The organism is Ureibacillus yapensis, from assembly GCF_003515775.1.
In the GTDB taxonomy this organism is placed as follows: domain Bacteria; phylum Bacillota; class Bacilli; order Bacillales_A; family Planococcaceae; genus Ureibacillus; species Ureibacillus yapensis.
On record NZ_QWEI01000001.1, the window covers coordinates 639,455 to 656,630 of the forward strand.

The 17,176-nt window shown below is 39.9% G+C and carries 17 protein-coding genes and 1 other annotated feature; of the genes, 5 read left to right on the plus strand and 12 right to left on the minus strand.

Annotated features, from left to right (window positions below; all coding sequences use genetic code 11):
• Positions 1-56: 56 nt before the first annotated feature.
• From mgtE to D1B33_RS03115, 5 genes are all read right to left on the minus strand, one after another.
• Positions 57-1,433: a magnesium transporter gene (gene mgtE / locus D1B33_RS03095; protein WP_118874863.1), complete on the minus strand. Its 1,377-nt coding sequence runs from the start codon at positions 1,431-1,433 to the stop codon at positions 57-59.
• 113 nt (positions 1,434-1,546) lie between these two features.
• Positions 1,547-2,467, minus strand: coding sequence for an RluA family pseudouridine synthase (locus D1B33_RS03100; protein ID WP_118874864.1), 921 nt, complete (start codon positions 2,465-2,467; stop codon positions 1,547-1,549).
• An 11-nt stretch (positions 2,468-2,478) separates the two neighbouring features.
• Positions 2,479-3,273 (minus strand): NAD kinase, encoded by a 795-nt coding sequence (locus D1B33_RS03105; protein ID WP_233549363.1) that lies wholly within the window; start codon positions 3,271-3,273, stop codon positions 2,479-2,481.
• A gap of 1 nt (position 3,274) precedes the next feature.
• Positions 3,275-3,952, minus strand: coding sequence for a GTP diphosphokinase (gene yjbM / locus D1B33_RS03110; protein ID WP_118874866.1), 678 nt, complete (start codon positions 3,950-3,952; stop codon positions 3,275-3,277).
• Positions 3,953-3,997: 45 nt separating this feature from the next.
• Positions 3,998-4,384: a UPF0738 family protein gene (locus D1B33_RS03115; protein ID WP_118874867.1), complete on the minus strand. Its 387-nt coding sequence runs from the start codon at positions 4,382-4,384 to the stop codon at positions 3,998-4,000.
• 348 nt (positions 4,385-4,732) lie between these two features.
• Between D1B33_RS03115 and D1B33_RS03120 the strand changes: the two genes are divergently transcribed.
• The 4 genes from D1B33_RS03120 to D1B33_RS03135 all read left to right on the plus strand — a co-directional run bounded on the left by D1B33_RS03120 (position 4,733) and on the right by D1B33_RS03135 (position 7,570).
• Complete coding sequence (locus D1B33_RS03120) at positions 4,733-5,320, plus strand: CYTH domain-containing protein (RefSeq protein WP_118874868.1); 588 nt, start codon at positions 4,733-4,735, stop codon at positions 5,318-5,320.
• Positions 5,321-5,325: 5 nt separating this feature from the next.
• The gene (locus tag D1B33_RS18805) at positions 5,326-6,051 is read left to right on the plus strand and encodes a lytic transglycosylase domain-containing protein (protein ID WP_325049404.1); all 726 of its coding nucleotides are present in this window, start codon (positions 5,326-5,328) and stop codon (positions 6,049-6,051) included.
• 308 nt (positions 6,052-6,359) lie between these two features.
• On the plus strand, positions 6,360-6,755 hold the full coding sequence (locus D1B33_RS03130; protein WP_118874869.1) for a globin domain-containing protein: 396 nt from the start codon (positions 6,360-6,362) through the stop codon (positions 6,753-6,755).
• A gap of 2 nt (positions 6,756-6,757) precedes the next feature.
• Entirely contained in the window at positions 6,758-7,570 is an 813-nt protein-coding gene (locus D1B33_RS03135; RefSeq protein ID WP_118874870.1) for a DsbA family protein, read from the plus strand.
• A 370-nt stretch (positions 7,571-7,940) separates the two neighbouring features.
• Here the strand turns inward: D1B33_RS03135 and pepF are convergent, their stop codons facing one another.
• From pepF to spxA, 4 genes are all read right to left on the minus strand, one after another.
• On the minus strand, positions 7,941-9,749 hold the full coding sequence (gene pepF, locus D1B33_RS03140) for an oligoendopeptidase F (RefSeq protein WP_118874871.1): 1,809 nt from the start codon (positions 9,747-9,749) through the stop codon (positions 7,941-7,943).
• Between the two features lie 54 nt (positions 9,750-9,803).
• Positions 9,804-10,937, minus strand: coding sequence for a competence protein CoiA (locus D1B33_RS03145; RefSeq protein WP_118874872.1), 1,134 nt, complete (start codon positions 10,935-10,937; stop codon positions 9,804-9,806).
• 143 nt (positions 10,938-11,080) lie between these two features.
• Positions 11,081-11,734 (minus strand): adaptor protein MecA, encoded by a 654-nt coding sequence (gene mecA, locus D1B33_RS03150; RefSeq protein WP_118874873.1) that lies wholly within the window; start codon positions 11,732-11,734, stop codon positions 11,081-11,083.
• 484 nt (positions 11,735-12,218) lie between these two features.
• The gene (gene spxA / locus D1B33_RS03155) at positions 12,219-12,614 is read right to left on the minus strand and encodes a transcriptional regulator SpxA (RefSeq protein WP_199677348.1); all 396 of its coding nucleotides are present in this window, start codon (positions 12,612-12,614) and stop codon (positions 12,219-12,221) included.
• 470 nt (positions 12,615-13,084) lie between these two features.
• Positions 13,085-13,295: a binding site (T-box leader), on the plus strand.
• Positions 13,296-13,451: 156 nt separating this feature from the next.
• On the opposite strand from spxA, the gene trpS reads away from it, so the two are divergent.
• Positions 13,452-14,441, plus strand: a complete 990-nt coding sequence (gene trpS / locus D1B33_RS03160; protein ID WP_118874875.1) for a tryptophan--tRNA ligase — start codon at positions 13,452-13,454, stop codon at positions 14,439-14,441.
• Here trpS and D1B33_RS03165 read toward each other — a convergent pair.
• The 3 genes from D1B33_RS03165 to D1B33_RS03175 all read right to left on the minus strand — a co-directional run bounded on the left by D1B33_RS03165 (position 14,395) and on the right by D1B33_RS03175 (position 17,134).
• Positions 14,395-14,613 (minus strand): hypothetical protein, encoded by a 219-nt coding sequence (locus tag D1B33_RS03165; protein WP_118874876.1) that lies wholly within the window; start codon positions 14,611-14,613, stop codon positions 14,395-14,397. The genes trpS and D1B33_RS03165 overlap by 47 nt on opposite strands.
• A 298-nt stretch (positions 14,614-14,911) precedes the next feature.
• Positions 14,912-16,147, minus strand: a complete 1,236-nt coding sequence (gene fabF / locus D1B33_RS03170) for a beta-ketoacyl-ACP synthase II (protein WP_118874877.1) — start codon at positions 16,145-16,147, stop codon at positions 14,912-14,914.
• Between the two features lie 48 nt (positions 16,148-16,195).
• Positions 16,196-17,134, minus strand: coding sequence for a beta-ketoacyl-ACP synthase III (locus tag D1B33_RS03175; RefSeq protein ID WP_118874878.1), 939 nt, complete (start codon positions 17,132-17,134; stop codon positions 16,196-16,198).
• Between the last annotated feature and the right edge of the window lie 42 nt (positions 17,135-17,176).

Sequence of the window (17,176 nt, forward strand, 5' to 3'; positions counted from 1 at the left end):
AAAGTGGAGAACCCCGTAAGCTCCATCTTGCAAAAAGCACAGTTGAAATTTCTAACTTAATTTAGCTGCCCCAGGAATGTCGTCGCTAATCCTAAATAGATTAAAATACTCGTTACATCATTTAATGTTGTAATAAATGGACCGGAAGCCACCGCTGGATCTGCCCCCAATTTATGAATAAGCAGCGGGATAAAAGACCCGGCGATTGTAGCGACAAGAATCGAAACACCCATTGCCGCGCCGACCAGCAACCCCACTTCCAGTGATTGCTTCCAGAAGAAAATAATCACAACGACAAGTATGCCGCAAATAATTCCCATCGTTAAGCCTGTCAATACTTCTCGAAGCAGCATTTTCATTTTGCTTTTTTCGTCGATATCGCCCGTTGCAATTCCGCGAATGGCTACCGCCAACGCCTGAGTTCCACTATTTCCGGAAGTACCGGAAATTAGAGGAATAAACAATGCGAGCAACGCGACTTTTTCCAACGTCTCTTGAAACTGGCCCATCAGCGTTGCTGTAATCATTCCTAAAAACAGCAGCATAATCAGCCATGGCAAACGTTTTTTGGCAGCCTTGATGGGACTTGTTTCTTTATCATCCACATCGGAAAGACCTGCTAATTTCGAATAGTCATCGGATGCTTCCTCATCAATAACGTCAATAATATCATCCACGGTAATAATCCCTTGCATTTCATGATATTCATCAACTACCGGAATCGCCAGGAAATTATAATCTTTCATGATCTGGGCAACTTCCTCTTGATCATCTGTAACCTTTACATGAACGACACGTTCGTTCATAATGTCGCGAATCAATGTATCCTCATCCGAAATAATTAAATCTCTTAAAGAAATAACGCCGCTTAAACGGTGCGCATCATCCACGACGAACACATAATAAATGGTTTCGGCATTTGGCGCTTCTTTGCGCAGCACGTTCATCGCTTGCCGAACGGTTGAATTTTCAAGAACGGACACATATTCCGTTGTCATGATGGCCCCGGCAGTATACTCTTCATAAGCCAAAAGCTCATTGATTTCATCTACGATATCGCTATCCATCATTTCCAGATAGCTTTCACGGTGTTCATCATCCAATTCATTTAAAACGTCAACGGCATCATCGGTATACATATATGAAAGCATTTCCGCTCCATAAGCCGTATCCATTTCTTTTAAAAACTGCTCGTACTCTTCATCTTCTAATTCAATGGTTTCATAAATTGTCGCCATTTCTTGAGGAGACAAGAATTGATAGATGGTTTGCCGTATGTCGGGGCCAACCTTCTCATAAAATTGGGCCTGATCGTATGAATGAAGCTCGAAGAAAATATCGCGGAATCGTTCAATGTCTCCATCAAGCAAATATTGACGCAATTCTTCTTCATTGAATAGCTCTTCATTTTTATTATTTTGTTGTTCTACCATGCTTGTCCCCTCCTCTCAAAGTAATAATAGGCGGATTTTGTTTTAAGGTAAAGCCATTTTTCCATCTTGACAAAGATTTCTAATATTCTAGTCAAAAAATAAAAGATGTTCGCTCAATATCGAACATCTCCCTTGCCAATCAACAAACCCTTCATATCCTCAAGCGGTTCACTCGTAAATTGCAGCTTTTGTTCTGTAAGAGGGTGATTCATTTCGAGCGACACACAGTGAAGTGCCTGGCGATTCAGAAGCACCCTGCTCCCTCCATATAACTCATCTCCGACAAGCGGGTGGCCAATATGGGCCATATGCACTCTTATTTGATGCGTTCTTCCCGTATGAAGCTGAAGTCTTACATGGCTAATGGGTTCCCCATTCTGTGTATACCCTCTTTTTAACACTTTTACATCCGTATGGGAATATTGCCCATCCGCTCGAACCTCACGTTCGATAATGCTTGTTTCTTTGCGGCCAATTGGAGCAATGATTGCCTGCTGCTCTTCGATTACATGTCCATGAACCATTGCCTCATACTGTTTGTTCATTTTGTGCTGCTTTTGTTGCAGCCCCATTAAATGGTGGATATGACGGTTTTTCGCAATACAAAGTACACCTGAAGTATCGCGGTCTAGCCTTGTCACAATATGGACTGTCGAAACGATTCCCTGTTTTTCAAAATAGCCGCAAATAAAATTGGCAATACTTCCTTTTGGGTGTTCCCTTGAAGGAATGGTATTGACGAATGGCGGCTTATCAATAATCAACAAAGCCTCGTCCTCATAGAGGATGGTTAACTCTCCTTGCTCGACAATCAATCCGTCACTGAATTGTTCAGGCGGAAACTGGATCGTAATTTCATCCCCTTTTTTCAGGACATGGCGCACGGTCTTTTCCTCGCCGTTCACAAGCAAGTATCCACCATTGTACTTAATAGAAGTTAACGCCTTTTTGGATATTCCCTGCTTTTGGATGGCCTGGCGGAGAAGCTGTCCATCCACTTCCGCTTGGAATTGCAATTGAAATCGTTTTTTCATTACATCACCTTTTATTCATTTGCAACAAAGGAGTCGTGAACTCGTTCCCAGAACGGGAAAGGCCGAAACCGGGCAAATCGTACTTTTTCACTTGCCACATTAAATGTAATCGACGTTAAATCATTTTGAATCAAATGTTTATGATCAATGGTCATGGTAAACTTTTGTTCTGTCACAGGCCTTAATATACACCGATGATGAGCTGGCAATACGAGCGGCGACCCTACTGTCCGAAACACGCGGTTATTAATGGAAGCCATCTCCGTCAACTGAAGTGCCGGAATGCTCGGATGGATGATTGCTCCACCCAAAGCCTTGTTATATGCCGTACTGCCTGAAGGCGTAGAGATACAAAGGCCATCTCCGCGGAACCGTTCAAAAGGAGTGCCATTCAGTTCAATATCCATCACAAGCGTCACGTCCGGAGATTTGACGGTTGCTTCATTAAGCGCCAAATAACGCGCGGTTTCCATGCTTTGCGTATGAACATTTACTTCAAGCAAAGGGTATTCCACAATGTTAAACTCGTTTTTCGCAATCGACAGTACGAGTTTTTCTAGTTCAGAAGGTTTCCAGTCAGCATAAAACCCTAAATGCCCCGTATGAATTCCGACGAACGCAACTTGATCCAACCGATGGGAGTGACGATGGAAAGCGTGCAGCAGAGTCCCATCCCCACCAATCGAAATGACGAATTCCGGTTCTTCTTCATCCAAGATGAGGCCAAAATCGGTCAAATAAGTTTTAGCGAGCTCCATTAGTTCATTTGATTGGGAATCTCTTCGTGATTGAATGGAAAACCTCAAACTATTCACGCTCCTTTTCATCAGTTGTTCGAATATTTGGATTGACCGCTTCTTTGATTTCACTAAAATAGACTTGCGCTTCCTGAATTTCACTTCGAATGGACGACATTTCTTCATCCAATTTAAAAGCTGCTTCAGCCGCGCTCTGCAATCGATTTTTAATTTCCTCCGGGAATAAACCTTTGTATTTATAATTCAAGGAATGCTCAATGGAAGCCCAAAAGTTCATCGCCAACGTTCTGATTTGAATTTCAGCCAATACTTCAATTTTCCCGCTGATAGTTTCCACGGGATATTCAACGATTATATGATACGAACGATACCCGCTAGGTTTACTGTTGCTAATATAATCTTTTTCTTCGATTACCTTCATATCATCTCTTTGCCGAATCAATTCCACTACAGTCGCAATATCATCCACGAATTGGCACATAATGCGCAACCCCGCAATGTCTTGCAATTCTGCAGCGAGTTGCAATGATGGTTCAAAAGGAATCCCTTTTTCAAGTGTTTTATCATAGATACTTGCTAAAGGCTTTACACGGCCTGTAACAAATTCAATTGGCGAGGTTGAGCCCGTTATGCCAAACTGCGAACGCATCCCTTTTAATTTTATTTTCAACTCATCAACTGCCTGAATATAAGGACTTAGAAAAACTCCCCACAAACCCGGTCCCATGAAAGACTCCTCCTACTGCGCTTTCTATCAACTTATTTTACAATTTTATTGTTCTTTTAATATTTCAGCGAATGCTGTTTCGATTGCTTCGACGAATTCTTTTCCATAGTTATCGTTTCCTTCGATGTTAAAAAGCAGCATGGTTAATTCTTCGTTGAATTCCACCAACTCGATGTGTTGATCCCCTAAAACGAGGGTTGGATTTTTTTCAGACTTCAAACCTTCCACTATCGAGGACCAAGTGTTTTGTGGAAATTGAATATAACTATATTCTTCATTTTCTTCCACCAAATAAATCAAAGCCAATTGATCAGAGTCCGTGATGACTTTTCCTGCAGGTTGAATTTGGATTTTGTTTTCATTTTCGTTTAAACTTAGATGTAATTCATTATGTACAAATTGCCAATTTTCAATAGTATAGATGTTGCGCATTATGTAAACTTCCCTTCCGCTCTTTTTCTCTGTCTATTTTAACATATAGTTCAACTTCATTCAGCATATGTCTTAATGTGACGATAGCGTCAGCGGCAGTCACAAACTTCTATGTCTGAAAGCTACTTCTATCAGAGGTTAGATGAATGGAAAAGTAAAGCATTACAGTATAAGTATCCACTGAATGAAGTTGAGCCTCCGGCGGATGCCACAGATTTTCAAAGGAAGTTTATCGAGCAAGCTCGATAAAATCTAGGCTCAAATACGCCAAGGCGTATTTGATTAAGAGAAAAAGATTGTAGAAAAATACATGATGGGAAAAGCGCAACACCCAGAAAGGAAAAAACCATGCCACAGGAAATCGAGATTGAATTTAAAAATAGTTTGACGAAAGAACAGTATGAATTGCTGTTAAGAAAATTTGATGTGAAAGATGAAATGATAGTTCGGCAAACGAATCATTATTTTGATACGCCGGAATTTCATTTAAAAGCTTTATGGAGTGGATTAAGAATCCGTGAAACCTCCAGCAAAATTGTCTGCACATTAAAGGAAAAAACGGCGGATCATACCCATTTGGAAACAACGGATGTGTTAACAGAAGAACAGGCACAGCTAATGCTGTCAGGAGAAGCGTTTTTGGCAAACACAGTGAAAGAAAAATTGATGAAGCTTGAGGTCCCTATCGAGAAGCTTTCCGTTTTTGGATCATTGACAACCGATCGCGTTGAATTGCCTTATAAAGGCGGCACTTTGGTATTGGACCACTCTTTTTATTTGAACCAGGATGATTATGAGGTAGAATATGAAACAAACGAAGAACACACCGGTAAAGAAATTTTTGATCAATTTTTAAAAGAAAATAAAATTCCGACGCAAATTGCCGATAAAAAAATAGCTCGTTTTATGAAAGCACTAAAATCAGAGAAAGGTTGATTGTAATGAATCTATCTTCCATGAAAACATTGATGGAATTACAGGCAATCGGCACCATTGGCAATTCAACTTCCGGCACTCAGCCACTAACAGGCGGAGATTCCATCTTTACGCAAATACTGGAGGAAATGACGAGTTCAACTACCTCCTCCTTAACAGAAGCAGAAAACTTGCTCGGGTTTTATTCAAACTTTTCGGATACCGATTTGGCAAACCGTGATTTATACTACAATCCACAACTTGGCAATGTATCGGGCTACAATGCTTTATTGCAAAATGACCAGCAAAATGCGGTACAACCTTTAAATAAAGATTATTTAAATACAGCCGGTTTCGAGAATGTATTGGAAGGAGCAAATGCATATCATGAAATTATACAACAGGCTTCTTCAAAATTTGGAGTTCCCGAAAAGTTAATCGCTGCCGTGATTAAACAAGAATCCAACTATAACGCAGGTGCCGTCAGTTCCGCCGGTGCAACAGGGTTGATGCAGCTAATGCCAGGAACTGCAAGGTACCTTGGTGTAATGGATTCAACCGATCCGGCACAAAATATAATGGGCGGTACAAAATATTTAAGCCAAATGCTTGAAAAATTCGATCAAAACATTGAATTGGCTTTAGCTGCTTATAATGCCGGGCCCGGAAATGTATCAAAATACGGCGGCATTCCTCCATTCAGAGAAACAAAGAACTATGTACAAAAAGTTATGAACTATTATCAAGCATAGAAAACATTGACAAGCACAAGCCAGCCCGGGTCCCTTTAAGGCTTTGGGTTCCCTCTTTCCTTTATGTACGGTAATTTCGCCAATCATGGAACGCACAGGGCGCTTGTGCTTTTTCGTTACTTTTTTCCCATTTTTCTTTCATTTAGGTTTAGCAATGGCATTCCTGGATATGCTATTTGTTTGAGAAAATAGAAATACGTTGATAGAATGTAGATATCACAAAAAAATTCTAATTGTGACAAATCACTAAACGGTATACATTACTCTGGCATTCTTACGTATACTAAACGAAGTAAAGGAGTACACCTATGAATCGAAAATATACGATTCCTTACGAGGAAATTGGTGCTGAAAAACTTTCTGAGCTCCTTCACGCATTTTACAAACGCGTTGCGAGTCATCCACAGTTAAAACCGATTTTCCCGGACGATTTAACTGAAACAATTAGAAAACAAATTCAATTTCAGACCCAGTACTTAGGTGGGCCAAATATATATACTGAAGAACACGGACATCCAATGCTAAGAGCTCGTCATATTCCATTTAAAATTACGCCTGACCGGGCGCAAGCATGGTTGGAATGCATGAAGGAAGCAATGGATGAGGTGGGACTCGAGGGGAAATTCAGAGAGGTATATTACCAACGACTTGTCTTAACGGCTAATCATATGATTAACTCGCCAAATGAAGATGAGGAGGAATGAGAGTGGATCATGTTCAATTATTAACAAAACCTGTCGCCGCTTCTATTACGAAACCAATAGAGTTATATATTTTCATAGACCCGCTTTCTGCTAATTCTCTAAGAATGCAAACGGTCTTGCGGAAACTCCAGCTGGAATACGACCATTATTTTACTTGGCGTTATGTTTTAAGCACAAAACTTGCCTCACTGAATACACTGGGTCGTCGGACTAAAGGTTGTTTGACGGGTACCCAATTGGATTTTACGCATCCGGCTTTACCTTCGATTGCCATCAAGGCAGCTGAATTACAAGGAAAACGTGCAGCTGCACGCTATATGCTGAAACTGCAGGAGCATGCACTGCTTAAAACGAAAGAAGTCAATTCCTATGCCGCTTTAATCGACATTGCAAAGGAAACGGCCATTGATGTGGAGGAATTCATTTCTGACTTTGGTTCAAAGGAAGCCGCTCGTGCCTTTCAATGCGATTTGCATATCACACGTGAAATGGAAGTGGATGAAGTTCCAAGCATTGTTTTCTTTAACGAACGCATTGAAGACGAAGGGTTGAAAGTAAGTGGAATGTACCCTTACGAAGTATACGTCCAAATTCTTCAAGAAATGATGAGTGAAGAAGTTATGAGTAATCCTCTACCATCATTTGATGAGTTATTTGTACGTTACCCAATCCTTACAACTTATGATGTGGCACAAATCTATTCCATTACGGAACAAGAGGCTGAACGTGAGTTGAAGAAACGGATGCTTCAGCAGAAAATTGAACGCATTCATAATAACGAAGTAACACTATGGCGCCACAAACACAAAATATAAGCAGAACTCATTCTTAAAATCTATTAATCTATTTTACAAGTCGGCAAAGATCCTCTCTTTGCCTTTTTTTATTGGAAAAATTTTTTGAGGCACAAAAAAGAGGCGTCACCAAGTGACGCCTCTTACAAAGGGGATGGGAGAAATGTTCACGTTCAAACAAAGGGGTGTGTTTGTTATGTGATTTATTTCACGTGTTTACTTTATCATGAAATAATATTGAATTGCAACATTACTAAAATAGTTTCACAAATTCGTCAAATAGTAACCGTTTTCAACAGGAAATGCCAATACATGTCCTTAAAAAGGATACAAAATAATATCCTAAACAAATAAAATGTCCCGTAAATGAGCAGCTACGGGACATTTTCGTTTAACCTTTGATTAATAATTTCTCTAACTCATTCAACTTCTCTTCGAATACTTTGCATGCGTCGCGAATTGGTGTTGGAGATTCCATATCCACCCCAGCAGCTTTCAACACTTCGATCGGGAAATCGGAACATCCTGCCTTTAAGAAGTTGTTGATATAACGTTCTACAGCAGGTTTCCCTTCTTGCAGAATCTGCTTGCTTAAAGCCGTGGCTGCGCTTTGCCCTGTGGCATATTGGTAGACATAGTAATTATAGTAGAAGTGAGGTATTCTTGCCCATTCCAGACCGATTTCCTCATCCACAACCATCTCGTCGCCAAAATACTGTTTATTTAAATCATAATAAACTTCAGTTAAACGCTCTGCAGTAATAGCCTCGCCTTTTTGGTCCAGTTCATGGATCAAATGCTCAAATTCTGCAAACATCGTTTGACGGAATACCGTACTGCGGAACCCATCCAGCCAATGATTCAATAGATAAATTTTTTGCTGTTCATCTTCCGTTGTTCTCAATAAATAATCAAACAAGAGTTCTTCGTTGCACGTTGAAGCCACTTCCGCCACAAAAATCGAGTAGCTTGCATAAGGATAAGGCTGGTTTTGGCGTGTATAGTAACTATGCATACTATGGCCAAATTCATGTGCAAGTGTAAATAGATTGTTGACGTTATCTTGCCAATTCATTAAGACAAATGGATTCGTTCCATAAGTTCCGGAAGAATATGCCCCGCTTCGTTTCCCTTTGTTCTCCAGTACATCTACCCAGCGGCTATCCAAACCTTTTTGGACAGTTGATTGATATTCATCGCCAAGGGGTTCAAAGCTCTTGACCATTAATTCCTTGGCCTTTTCATAAGGCATTTCAATTTTCACTTCTTTTACCAACGGTGTAAATAAGTCATACATGTGCAGTTCTTCTACGCCTAACACTCGTTTACGCAAAGAGATGTAGCGATGTAAAATCGGCAAGAATTCATGGATGGTAGAAATCAGTTGATCATAAACTTTTTCCGGAATATTATTATTGCTCATCGCTGCATGACGTGCGGAATCGTAGCGACGAATTGTTGCACTTACATTATGTGCTTTTACATTACCCGCTAAAGTGGAAGCAAACGTATTTTTAAATTTGCCATATGTCTCATACATCGCCTTAAATGCGCTTTCGCGTACTTCCCTTTGATCACTTTCCAGGAACGTAATGTAATTGCCATGAGTTAACTGCACTTCTTCCCCTTTATCATTTTTAACAAGAGGGAATTCCAGGTCAGCATTATTCAATGCGCTAAATGTCCCGCTGGAAGCTCTTGTTACTTCCGAAAACTGTGCCAGCAACTCCTCTTTATCAGCCGATAACACATGTGGACGCTGTAAATTCAATTCTGTCAACATTTGACGATAAAGACGTAAAGGCTCGTATTCTTCAAGATATTTTTCAATGGACTCTTCCGGAATCGATAATATTTCAGGTGTAACAAATGACCAAGCTGCCGAAAGTTTTGCTCCCAACGAACGAACCCGGCTATCCGTTGCTTGATATTTGCCGTTCGTTGTATCTTGGTCATGCTTTAAATGGCTGTAAACATATAATTTACCAAATCTTTCCGATAACTGATCGCTGAATTGCAAAGTGTCGAATAAGTTCTTAGCCCCATCGGCAACTTTTCCTTTAAAGTTTTCTGCTTGTGGAATTAATTTTTCAATTTCTTTGAATTCTTGCTCCCATGCTTCGTCTGATGGAAAAATTCCATCTAAATCCCATGTTAGTTCTACTGGTACTTGGTCGCGAGTTAACACTTTTTTTGCCATACACAAAACCCTCCGATTCCATTCATTTTGAAATTCGAAAACATGTTTATTTTCTCAATAATCAATACCCATTGCAAGAAAATGGGTGCATAACCGCTCAACTAAAGCTTCTGCTGGCACTTTTTGAAAATGATTTTGTATCCCCAAAGAATTCAGGATTTGGCAATAAGCTTGTACCACTTCGATTGACTGGGGAGTTTCCGGGAGTTTTGCCCATTTTAAAAAGAATCGAATGGATGGGATATTTAAATCAGCAATCGTTATTTTTGTAAAAAAGATAAAGTAAAATAATGCGATCTGCCATTCAATCGAAAAGACTTTCAATGCTTCACTGCCTTTAAGCGGAATCCCAAGAAAGGATGGCAAAGAATTGATCTGAAGGCGAAGCTCATAAATACTTCTCAACATTAAGTCATTTACCCCGTGCCTACTTATTAATACTCGAGAAAGCAGAAAGTTATGTTTCAGCAGCTCGTAAATACTCAAAAATTGCTTCAACTCACTTTTATTGAGCAGCTTGGGAATAAAAAAGGGGAAGTTTTGTCTGGATAAAGGCAGTACTTGTATTTTCGCTAAATAGCTATTGCCATGTAAAAACATTAGATTGGAAATATAAAAAAACTGTCGCAAGTTGGGGTTGTAGGACATAAGATAGTGGTGGCGGTCAGACGGTGCCAAAAATTGTTTTGTCTGTTCACTTAAAGCAACTTTTTGAATTCCTTTTTGAACAATCTTAGCAGGAGTAGCCGGAATCCAGATCGGCGCTATGCTGTCTTTGTTATAACCAATATTTCGCTCGTTTAAACGCTCGAATGATATGGGGCTGCATTGAAATTCAATGGCATATCTCCTCTCCTGGGCGTTAATTAAAATATCGGGCCGTTGTTTGATGGTGGGCAAATAAGCTTCCAGTTCCGCTTGTAAACCTAATGACTTCAGGAAATGATACAACTGCTCTTTTCCTTTTAAGTGCTGTTCCGTTTCACCTTCGGAAAATTGATTTTCGCAGTGATTCGTTGAAAGATGTGCAAAATGAGGCGTTTTAAAAGTTCCGATTTTAAATACTAAAGGTTCCTTGCATTGTGGACAATAGAATTTAGTAGTAGTGCGAAGTTGGTGTAATGTTGTGTGAGGCATACTAGAATTCAAAACAAACGGTTCATTTTGTTCCGTATAAGCGACAAGCATAATCTACCTCCTTGAATTTATTGTAAAAGGAAACATGCACTATATCAATTGAATTTGTAAATTATAGCCAAGTTTAATTTTTCAACAATCCGGAGGCACAAAAAAAGAGATGCCTGGATAAGGGCACCCCATTTTTGGCTGCATTATGCAAAGTATTGAATAATTGTTTCAAAGCAATCTTCCGGCATGATGGGCTCGCCATATTCCTCCAGGCGATATATCGTCATTTTGGAGCCAGTAAGATATTCATTGATGATGGAGCGAATATTTTGACGTTCTTCCTTTTCATCCACATTTGTAAAATCGATTGCTAAATAATAGTAATTTTCGAATTTATACAGCGATGACTGCAGTCCAAATGAGACGAGGCGGTTTGCCACAGGAATGATTTCATCAATGTCTTTAAATTTATATAGAGATACATGGTTAATCCCTTCAAGATTTGCATCATCTTCATCGAAGGAACCAAAGATGGAATCATCTAAATTCTTGTGATTTGCGGCATCTCGATGTTCTTCAAAACTTGATAATAATGAGTTGGACTCTCCATCTGAATTTATGTTAGCTCGGGTTACAATAACCTCGAGACCATGTTCTGAAGCATTTACATGTATCCAAATTGGCCCATCAAGATCAAAGTAATCTTCTGTATTGATTTCTCCAATCATATCCCAGAAAAGTTCTTCCCCTTTTGCTCTATTATACCAAATCTCTTCACGACTATATCCGCGGTCCTCGATATCACGATACGTAATAAAGAGCTTTATTGTGTTTTCGTTGACGCGTTCGATGTCCATTAGACTTCAACTCCCTTCACAGTCATTCGTTGAAAAACAAAGAAAGCGTTCTTAGTATGTTTTGCATTGCGATTGTTTAACCATTTAAAAATGAAATGCGCCTTGGCTTTTATAGCAGGATTTTCCGTATTCACAGGAGACGGCGATCCTAAGCCAATTTTCGAATTTTTTATAAACAGTCAATGCAGTTTCATACAGAATAAAACATTTTCTATATATCTATGCGTTATTCTATAATTCTATTGTATGATGACCTAATTAAAATGAAAAGAAAAAAAGCTTATAAACTAAAATAATTTGAATATTGAAATTGTAGATGAGGACAATCATGAAATCAAGTAGAAATTTTTAAAAATTAAGTAAAAAAGGTGAAAAGACATTTCTTATAAAGACATGGATTATGTAACTTTTCAGATAAAAAATCGATAAAATCCATCGTTAATGGATTTTATCGATTGACTCAACAAAATATTCCAAATAATAGTTAATTGACCAATTTTTGTGCTTCAAGCAATTGGAATGCACGCACTTTCCGAGGAAGGAAGCGTCGGATTTCATCTTCATTATATCCCACTTGTAAACGTTTTTCGTCCAGTATGATTGGGCGGCGCAATAAACCAGGATATTCCTGAATCAACTCATATAATTGTTGAAGGGGCAAGCTTTCCAAATCCACATTTAGTTTTTGGAAGATTTTTGAGCGGGTTGAGATAATTTCATCTGTACCATCTTCCGTCATTCTCAAAATTTCTTTAATTTCGCTGATTGTTAAAGGTTCTGAGAAAATGTTGCGTTCTCTATAAGGAATTTCGTGTTCTTCCAACCATGCCTTCGCTTTTCTGCATGATGTACAACTTGGTGATGTAAATAATGTTACAATCATTATTACACTTCCTTTCCGTTAGCTTCCTAAATCTATTTTAAGTTTTATTAATTTAGAATGAGTTTAATGTAAGATTATGTTTTCATTATATATTATTTTTACCCTTTTGAATATAGCTCCCAAGCAAAAAAAGTTGCAAAGACGATATTATTTATCGCTAAATATGCTCGAATATACGTAATTCCCATTAATTTGTTGTAGTATACTATTTTTATTCCCCCAATGGATTCAATGTAAACTACGTTGGTGCAAATTGAATATATTCTCAATTAGCCATTATCAAACGATAAAAATCTAAAATTTCAGTCAAATGCATTAGAGGATGGTCATATACTATTGCACGTTACATTATTACCCATATTGTTCGTTTTTCATTCTATTTATAGAAAAAATATTATTTGCTTTTAATCTTGTTTTTGTATATCATTTTTTATTGAATACAAAAGGATTTATGGTGAAAAATAATACTAAAAACGATGATAAAGAGTAGTACACTTGCCTTCCGTGAAAAGAGAGACTGTGGTCGGTGCAAACAGGAGACGGAGCAAATGGAATGGACTTTTGAGTGGCTTTATGAAATTACAGTAGTCTAGCCCGGTTACTTCACGTTACGAAGTTTAAGTGGTCATTTATGACAAACTGGGTGGTACCGCGGATTCAACATCATTCGTCCCATTACGTGAAAACGTAAGGACGCATGATGTTTTTTTATGTTAAGAAAAGCGCAAGCGCCCTGGTTAGCCCCGCCACCTCTGATCGGGCTGGGCGGCTTTCGCTGGACACTGTTCAAAAAAGTATATATTTTTTAATCAACAAATTTAGGAGGAAACCAAAATGACAACCATCTTTTCGGGTGTTCAACCAACAGGCGTAATTACGTTGGGGAATTATATCGGAGCGTTTATGCAATTCCCTGCATTGCAAGAGGAAGGAAATGCCATTTATTGCATCGTGGATCAGCATGCCATTACAGTGCCGCAAGATCCAAAGGAGTTGCGCTCTAATATCCGTACGCTGGCTGCGACTTACTTGGCGACTGGAATCGATCCTGAAAAAGCTACATTATTTATCCAATCAGAAGTGCCTGCACATGCACAGGCAGGCTGGATGCTGCAATGTGTGGCGACCATTGGGGAACTTGAACGCATGACGCAATATAAGGACAAATCGGATGGAAAAGATTCCGTCACTGCCGGTTTACTAACATATCCTCCATTAATGGCCGGGGATATTCTATTATATAATACGAATATTGTGCCGGTGGGAGATGACCAAAAACAACATATCGAGCTAACGCGCGACCTTGCAGAGCGCTTCAATAAGCGATACGGTGAGGTGTTCGTGATTCCCGAAATTCAATTGCCTAAGGCGGGAGCCCGCATTAAATCATTGCAGGAACCTACAAAGAAAATGAGCAAATCCGATCCAAATACAAAGGCTACGATTCGCTTCCTTGATACACCAAAACAAATCGAAAAGAAAATTAAATCCGCCGTGACTGACTCAGATGGCTATGTAGCATTCGATGAAGCCAATAAACCGGGTGTCTCCAACCTATTAACAATCGAATCGGCTGTAACCGGCATTGATATTCCTTCACTTGTGAAGAAATATGATGGATTGGGATATGGAGCATTTAAAGAAGGCGTTGCTACAAGTCTGATTGAACATTTAACTCCTGTTCAAGAGCGTTTTAACGAACTCATTGATTCAGCAGAATTGGATCGCATCCTGGATGCAGGAGCCGAAAAAGCAAATGCCATTGCTTCAAAAACCATTACAAGAATGGAAAACGCGATGGGACTAGGTCGAAAATCAAGATAAACAAAACAACGATTGAAACAATCGCTAAATACAATTCATGCGTGCTAACGATAAATGACCACACGGCCGGCCATGAATAACCGAGCGTACGGTAATTTAAATAAAGCAGCAAATTGCCAACTGACATCACGCAAATGCCGTAACTAAATAAAAACAACATAAATCGAAACATGTCCACCATCCTTTAGTATCTTAATATTCATTGATGAACATAAAAATGCCTTTAGCTTTTCGCTAAAGGCATTTCATTTATCGACAAGAAAAGCGCAAGCGCCCTGTTTAGCCCCGACAGATGTTTTGTGTACCGAAAGCGGAGCGACAGGTACAAGCGCTGGAAGGCCCGAATCGAAAGCATCTTTTCAGCTTTCGACCGAGGGACTGAAGCGACCTCGAGGGGCTGGGCGCTGGAGCTGGACACTTATGAAACATTTTCTTATATGCTACTTTAAAATGAAAGGGATACTATACGATTAATCAACCTTTTTTAATAGTAAACTTGCGTTATGACCACCGAAACCAAGTGAATTGCTCATTGCATATTCCACTTGCTGGTTTCGTGCCGTATTAGGAACATAATCCAAATCACATTCCGGATCCGGAGTCGTTAAATTGATTGTTGGCGGCAAAATTCCTTCTTTTAACGCCAGTGCAGTAAAGATTGTCTCTACCCCGCCTGCTGCTCCCAGTAAATGGCCCGTCATGGATTTTGTCGAACTCATCGCTAATTTATAAGCGTGGTCTCCAAATACCGATTTCACGGCTTTTGTTTCAAATAAGTCGTTATATGGTGTACTTGTACCATGTGCATTAATATAGCCTACTAATGAAGGATCAACGCCGCCATCCTCCAATGCTTGTTGAATGGCACGTGCAGCACCTTCCCCTTCTGGAGCTGGAGCTGTAATATGATAAGCATCGCCTGTTGCGCCGTAGCCAACGATTTCAGCATAAATTTTTGCACCGCGCGCTTTGGCAAATTCATACTCTTCCAAGACTAGAATACCTGCGCCTTCCGAGATGACAAATCCATCACGCTCTTTATCGAAAGGACGTGAAGCCGTTTGAGGATCCGGATTTAATGAAAGTGCCGTACTTGAACAGAAGCCTGCTACTGCCATGTTGACGATTGGCGCTTCGGCACCGCCTGTAATCATCGCATCCGCATCTCCGCGCTGAATAACTTTAAATGCATCTCCAATTGAATTGGTACCTGATGCACATGCCGTTACCGAACATGAGTTAATGCCTTTTGCCCCTAAATAAATCGATACTTGGCCGGAAGCCATGTTCGGAATCATCATTGGAACAAAGAATGGGCTTACGCGACGAACACCGCGTTCCTGGAAAGTAATATATTGATTTTCGTATGTTTCCATTCCGCCGATGCCTGAACCAATCCAAACACCTACGCGTGGCGCAATTTCATCATTTATTGTTAAATCGGCATCTTTTACTGCCATCATGGCTGAAGCTAACGCATAATGCGTAAAGCGGTCCATTTTTCTGGCTTCTTTTCGATCCACATATTGTTCAATATCAAAATCTTTAATTTCCGCCGCTACTTTGGCAGGGAATTTTTCGACGTCTAGACGCGTTAATGGGCCCACACCGGATTTGCCGGCTTTTATGTTTTCCCATGTCTCTTCAATCGTATTTCCTAGAGGTGTAACCGCTCCAATACCAGTAATTACGACTCTTTTATTCATAGTTTCTCTTTTCCCCCTTAGGTTCCAGACTACTTTTTATCAGTTATATTATTTTCCCCATTTGATGACCGCGCCGCCCCATGTGAGACCGCCGCCAAACCCTACAAGAACAATAATATCATCATCTTTAATCTTACCATCTTCCAGCTCATCCGCCAAAGCTAATCCAATTGAAGCCGATGAGGTATTTCCGTACTGATGGATGCGTTTTGAAAGTTTTTCTTCCGGCAATTCAAGTCTTTCGCGTGCAGCTTCCATAATGCGAATGTTTGCTTGGTGCGGAATAAGGAAATCCACATCTTCCTTCGACAATCCTGCTTTTTCAAGAACAGAAACAGCCGATTCGCCCATCTGTCTCACTGCAAATTTAAATACTTCACGTCCGTTCATGGCAATCGCACGTTCACTATTTAAATACAAATGCTTGCCGCCAGTACCATCTGCCCCTAATTCAAAGGATAGAATACCGCGTCCTTCACTTACTTCACCTATAACAGCCGCACAAGCGCCATCACCAAATAAAACGGCAGTATTGCGGTCCGTCCAATCGGTCACTTTTGACAATTTTTCAGCACCCACAACCAAAACATATTTGAAGCTTTTGCTTTCCACAAATTGTTTCGCCGTCGCAATGCCATACATAAAGCCCGCACAAGCAGCGGAAACGTCCATTGCAGCAGCATTGGCTGCCCCCAATTTTTCTTGTATTTGACACGCAACACTTGGAAAAGCAGTGTCCGGTGTAACCGTCGCTACCAAGATTAAACCGATTTGATCTGCCGTAATTTCAGCATTTTCCAATGCACTTTGGGCAGCCTTGAATGCTAAATCCGAAGTCTCTTCATCTTCTGCTGCGAGTCTTCTTTCTTCTATGCCAGTTCTTGTACGAATCCATTCATCGTTCGTATCCAACGTTTTCTCTAAATCAAAATTTGTTACCACTTTATCCGGAACATATTTCCCTATTCCAATGATCCCTGCGTTCATTGTAATCCCCCCATTTTACGACTAACATTTAGTACTTGGTCA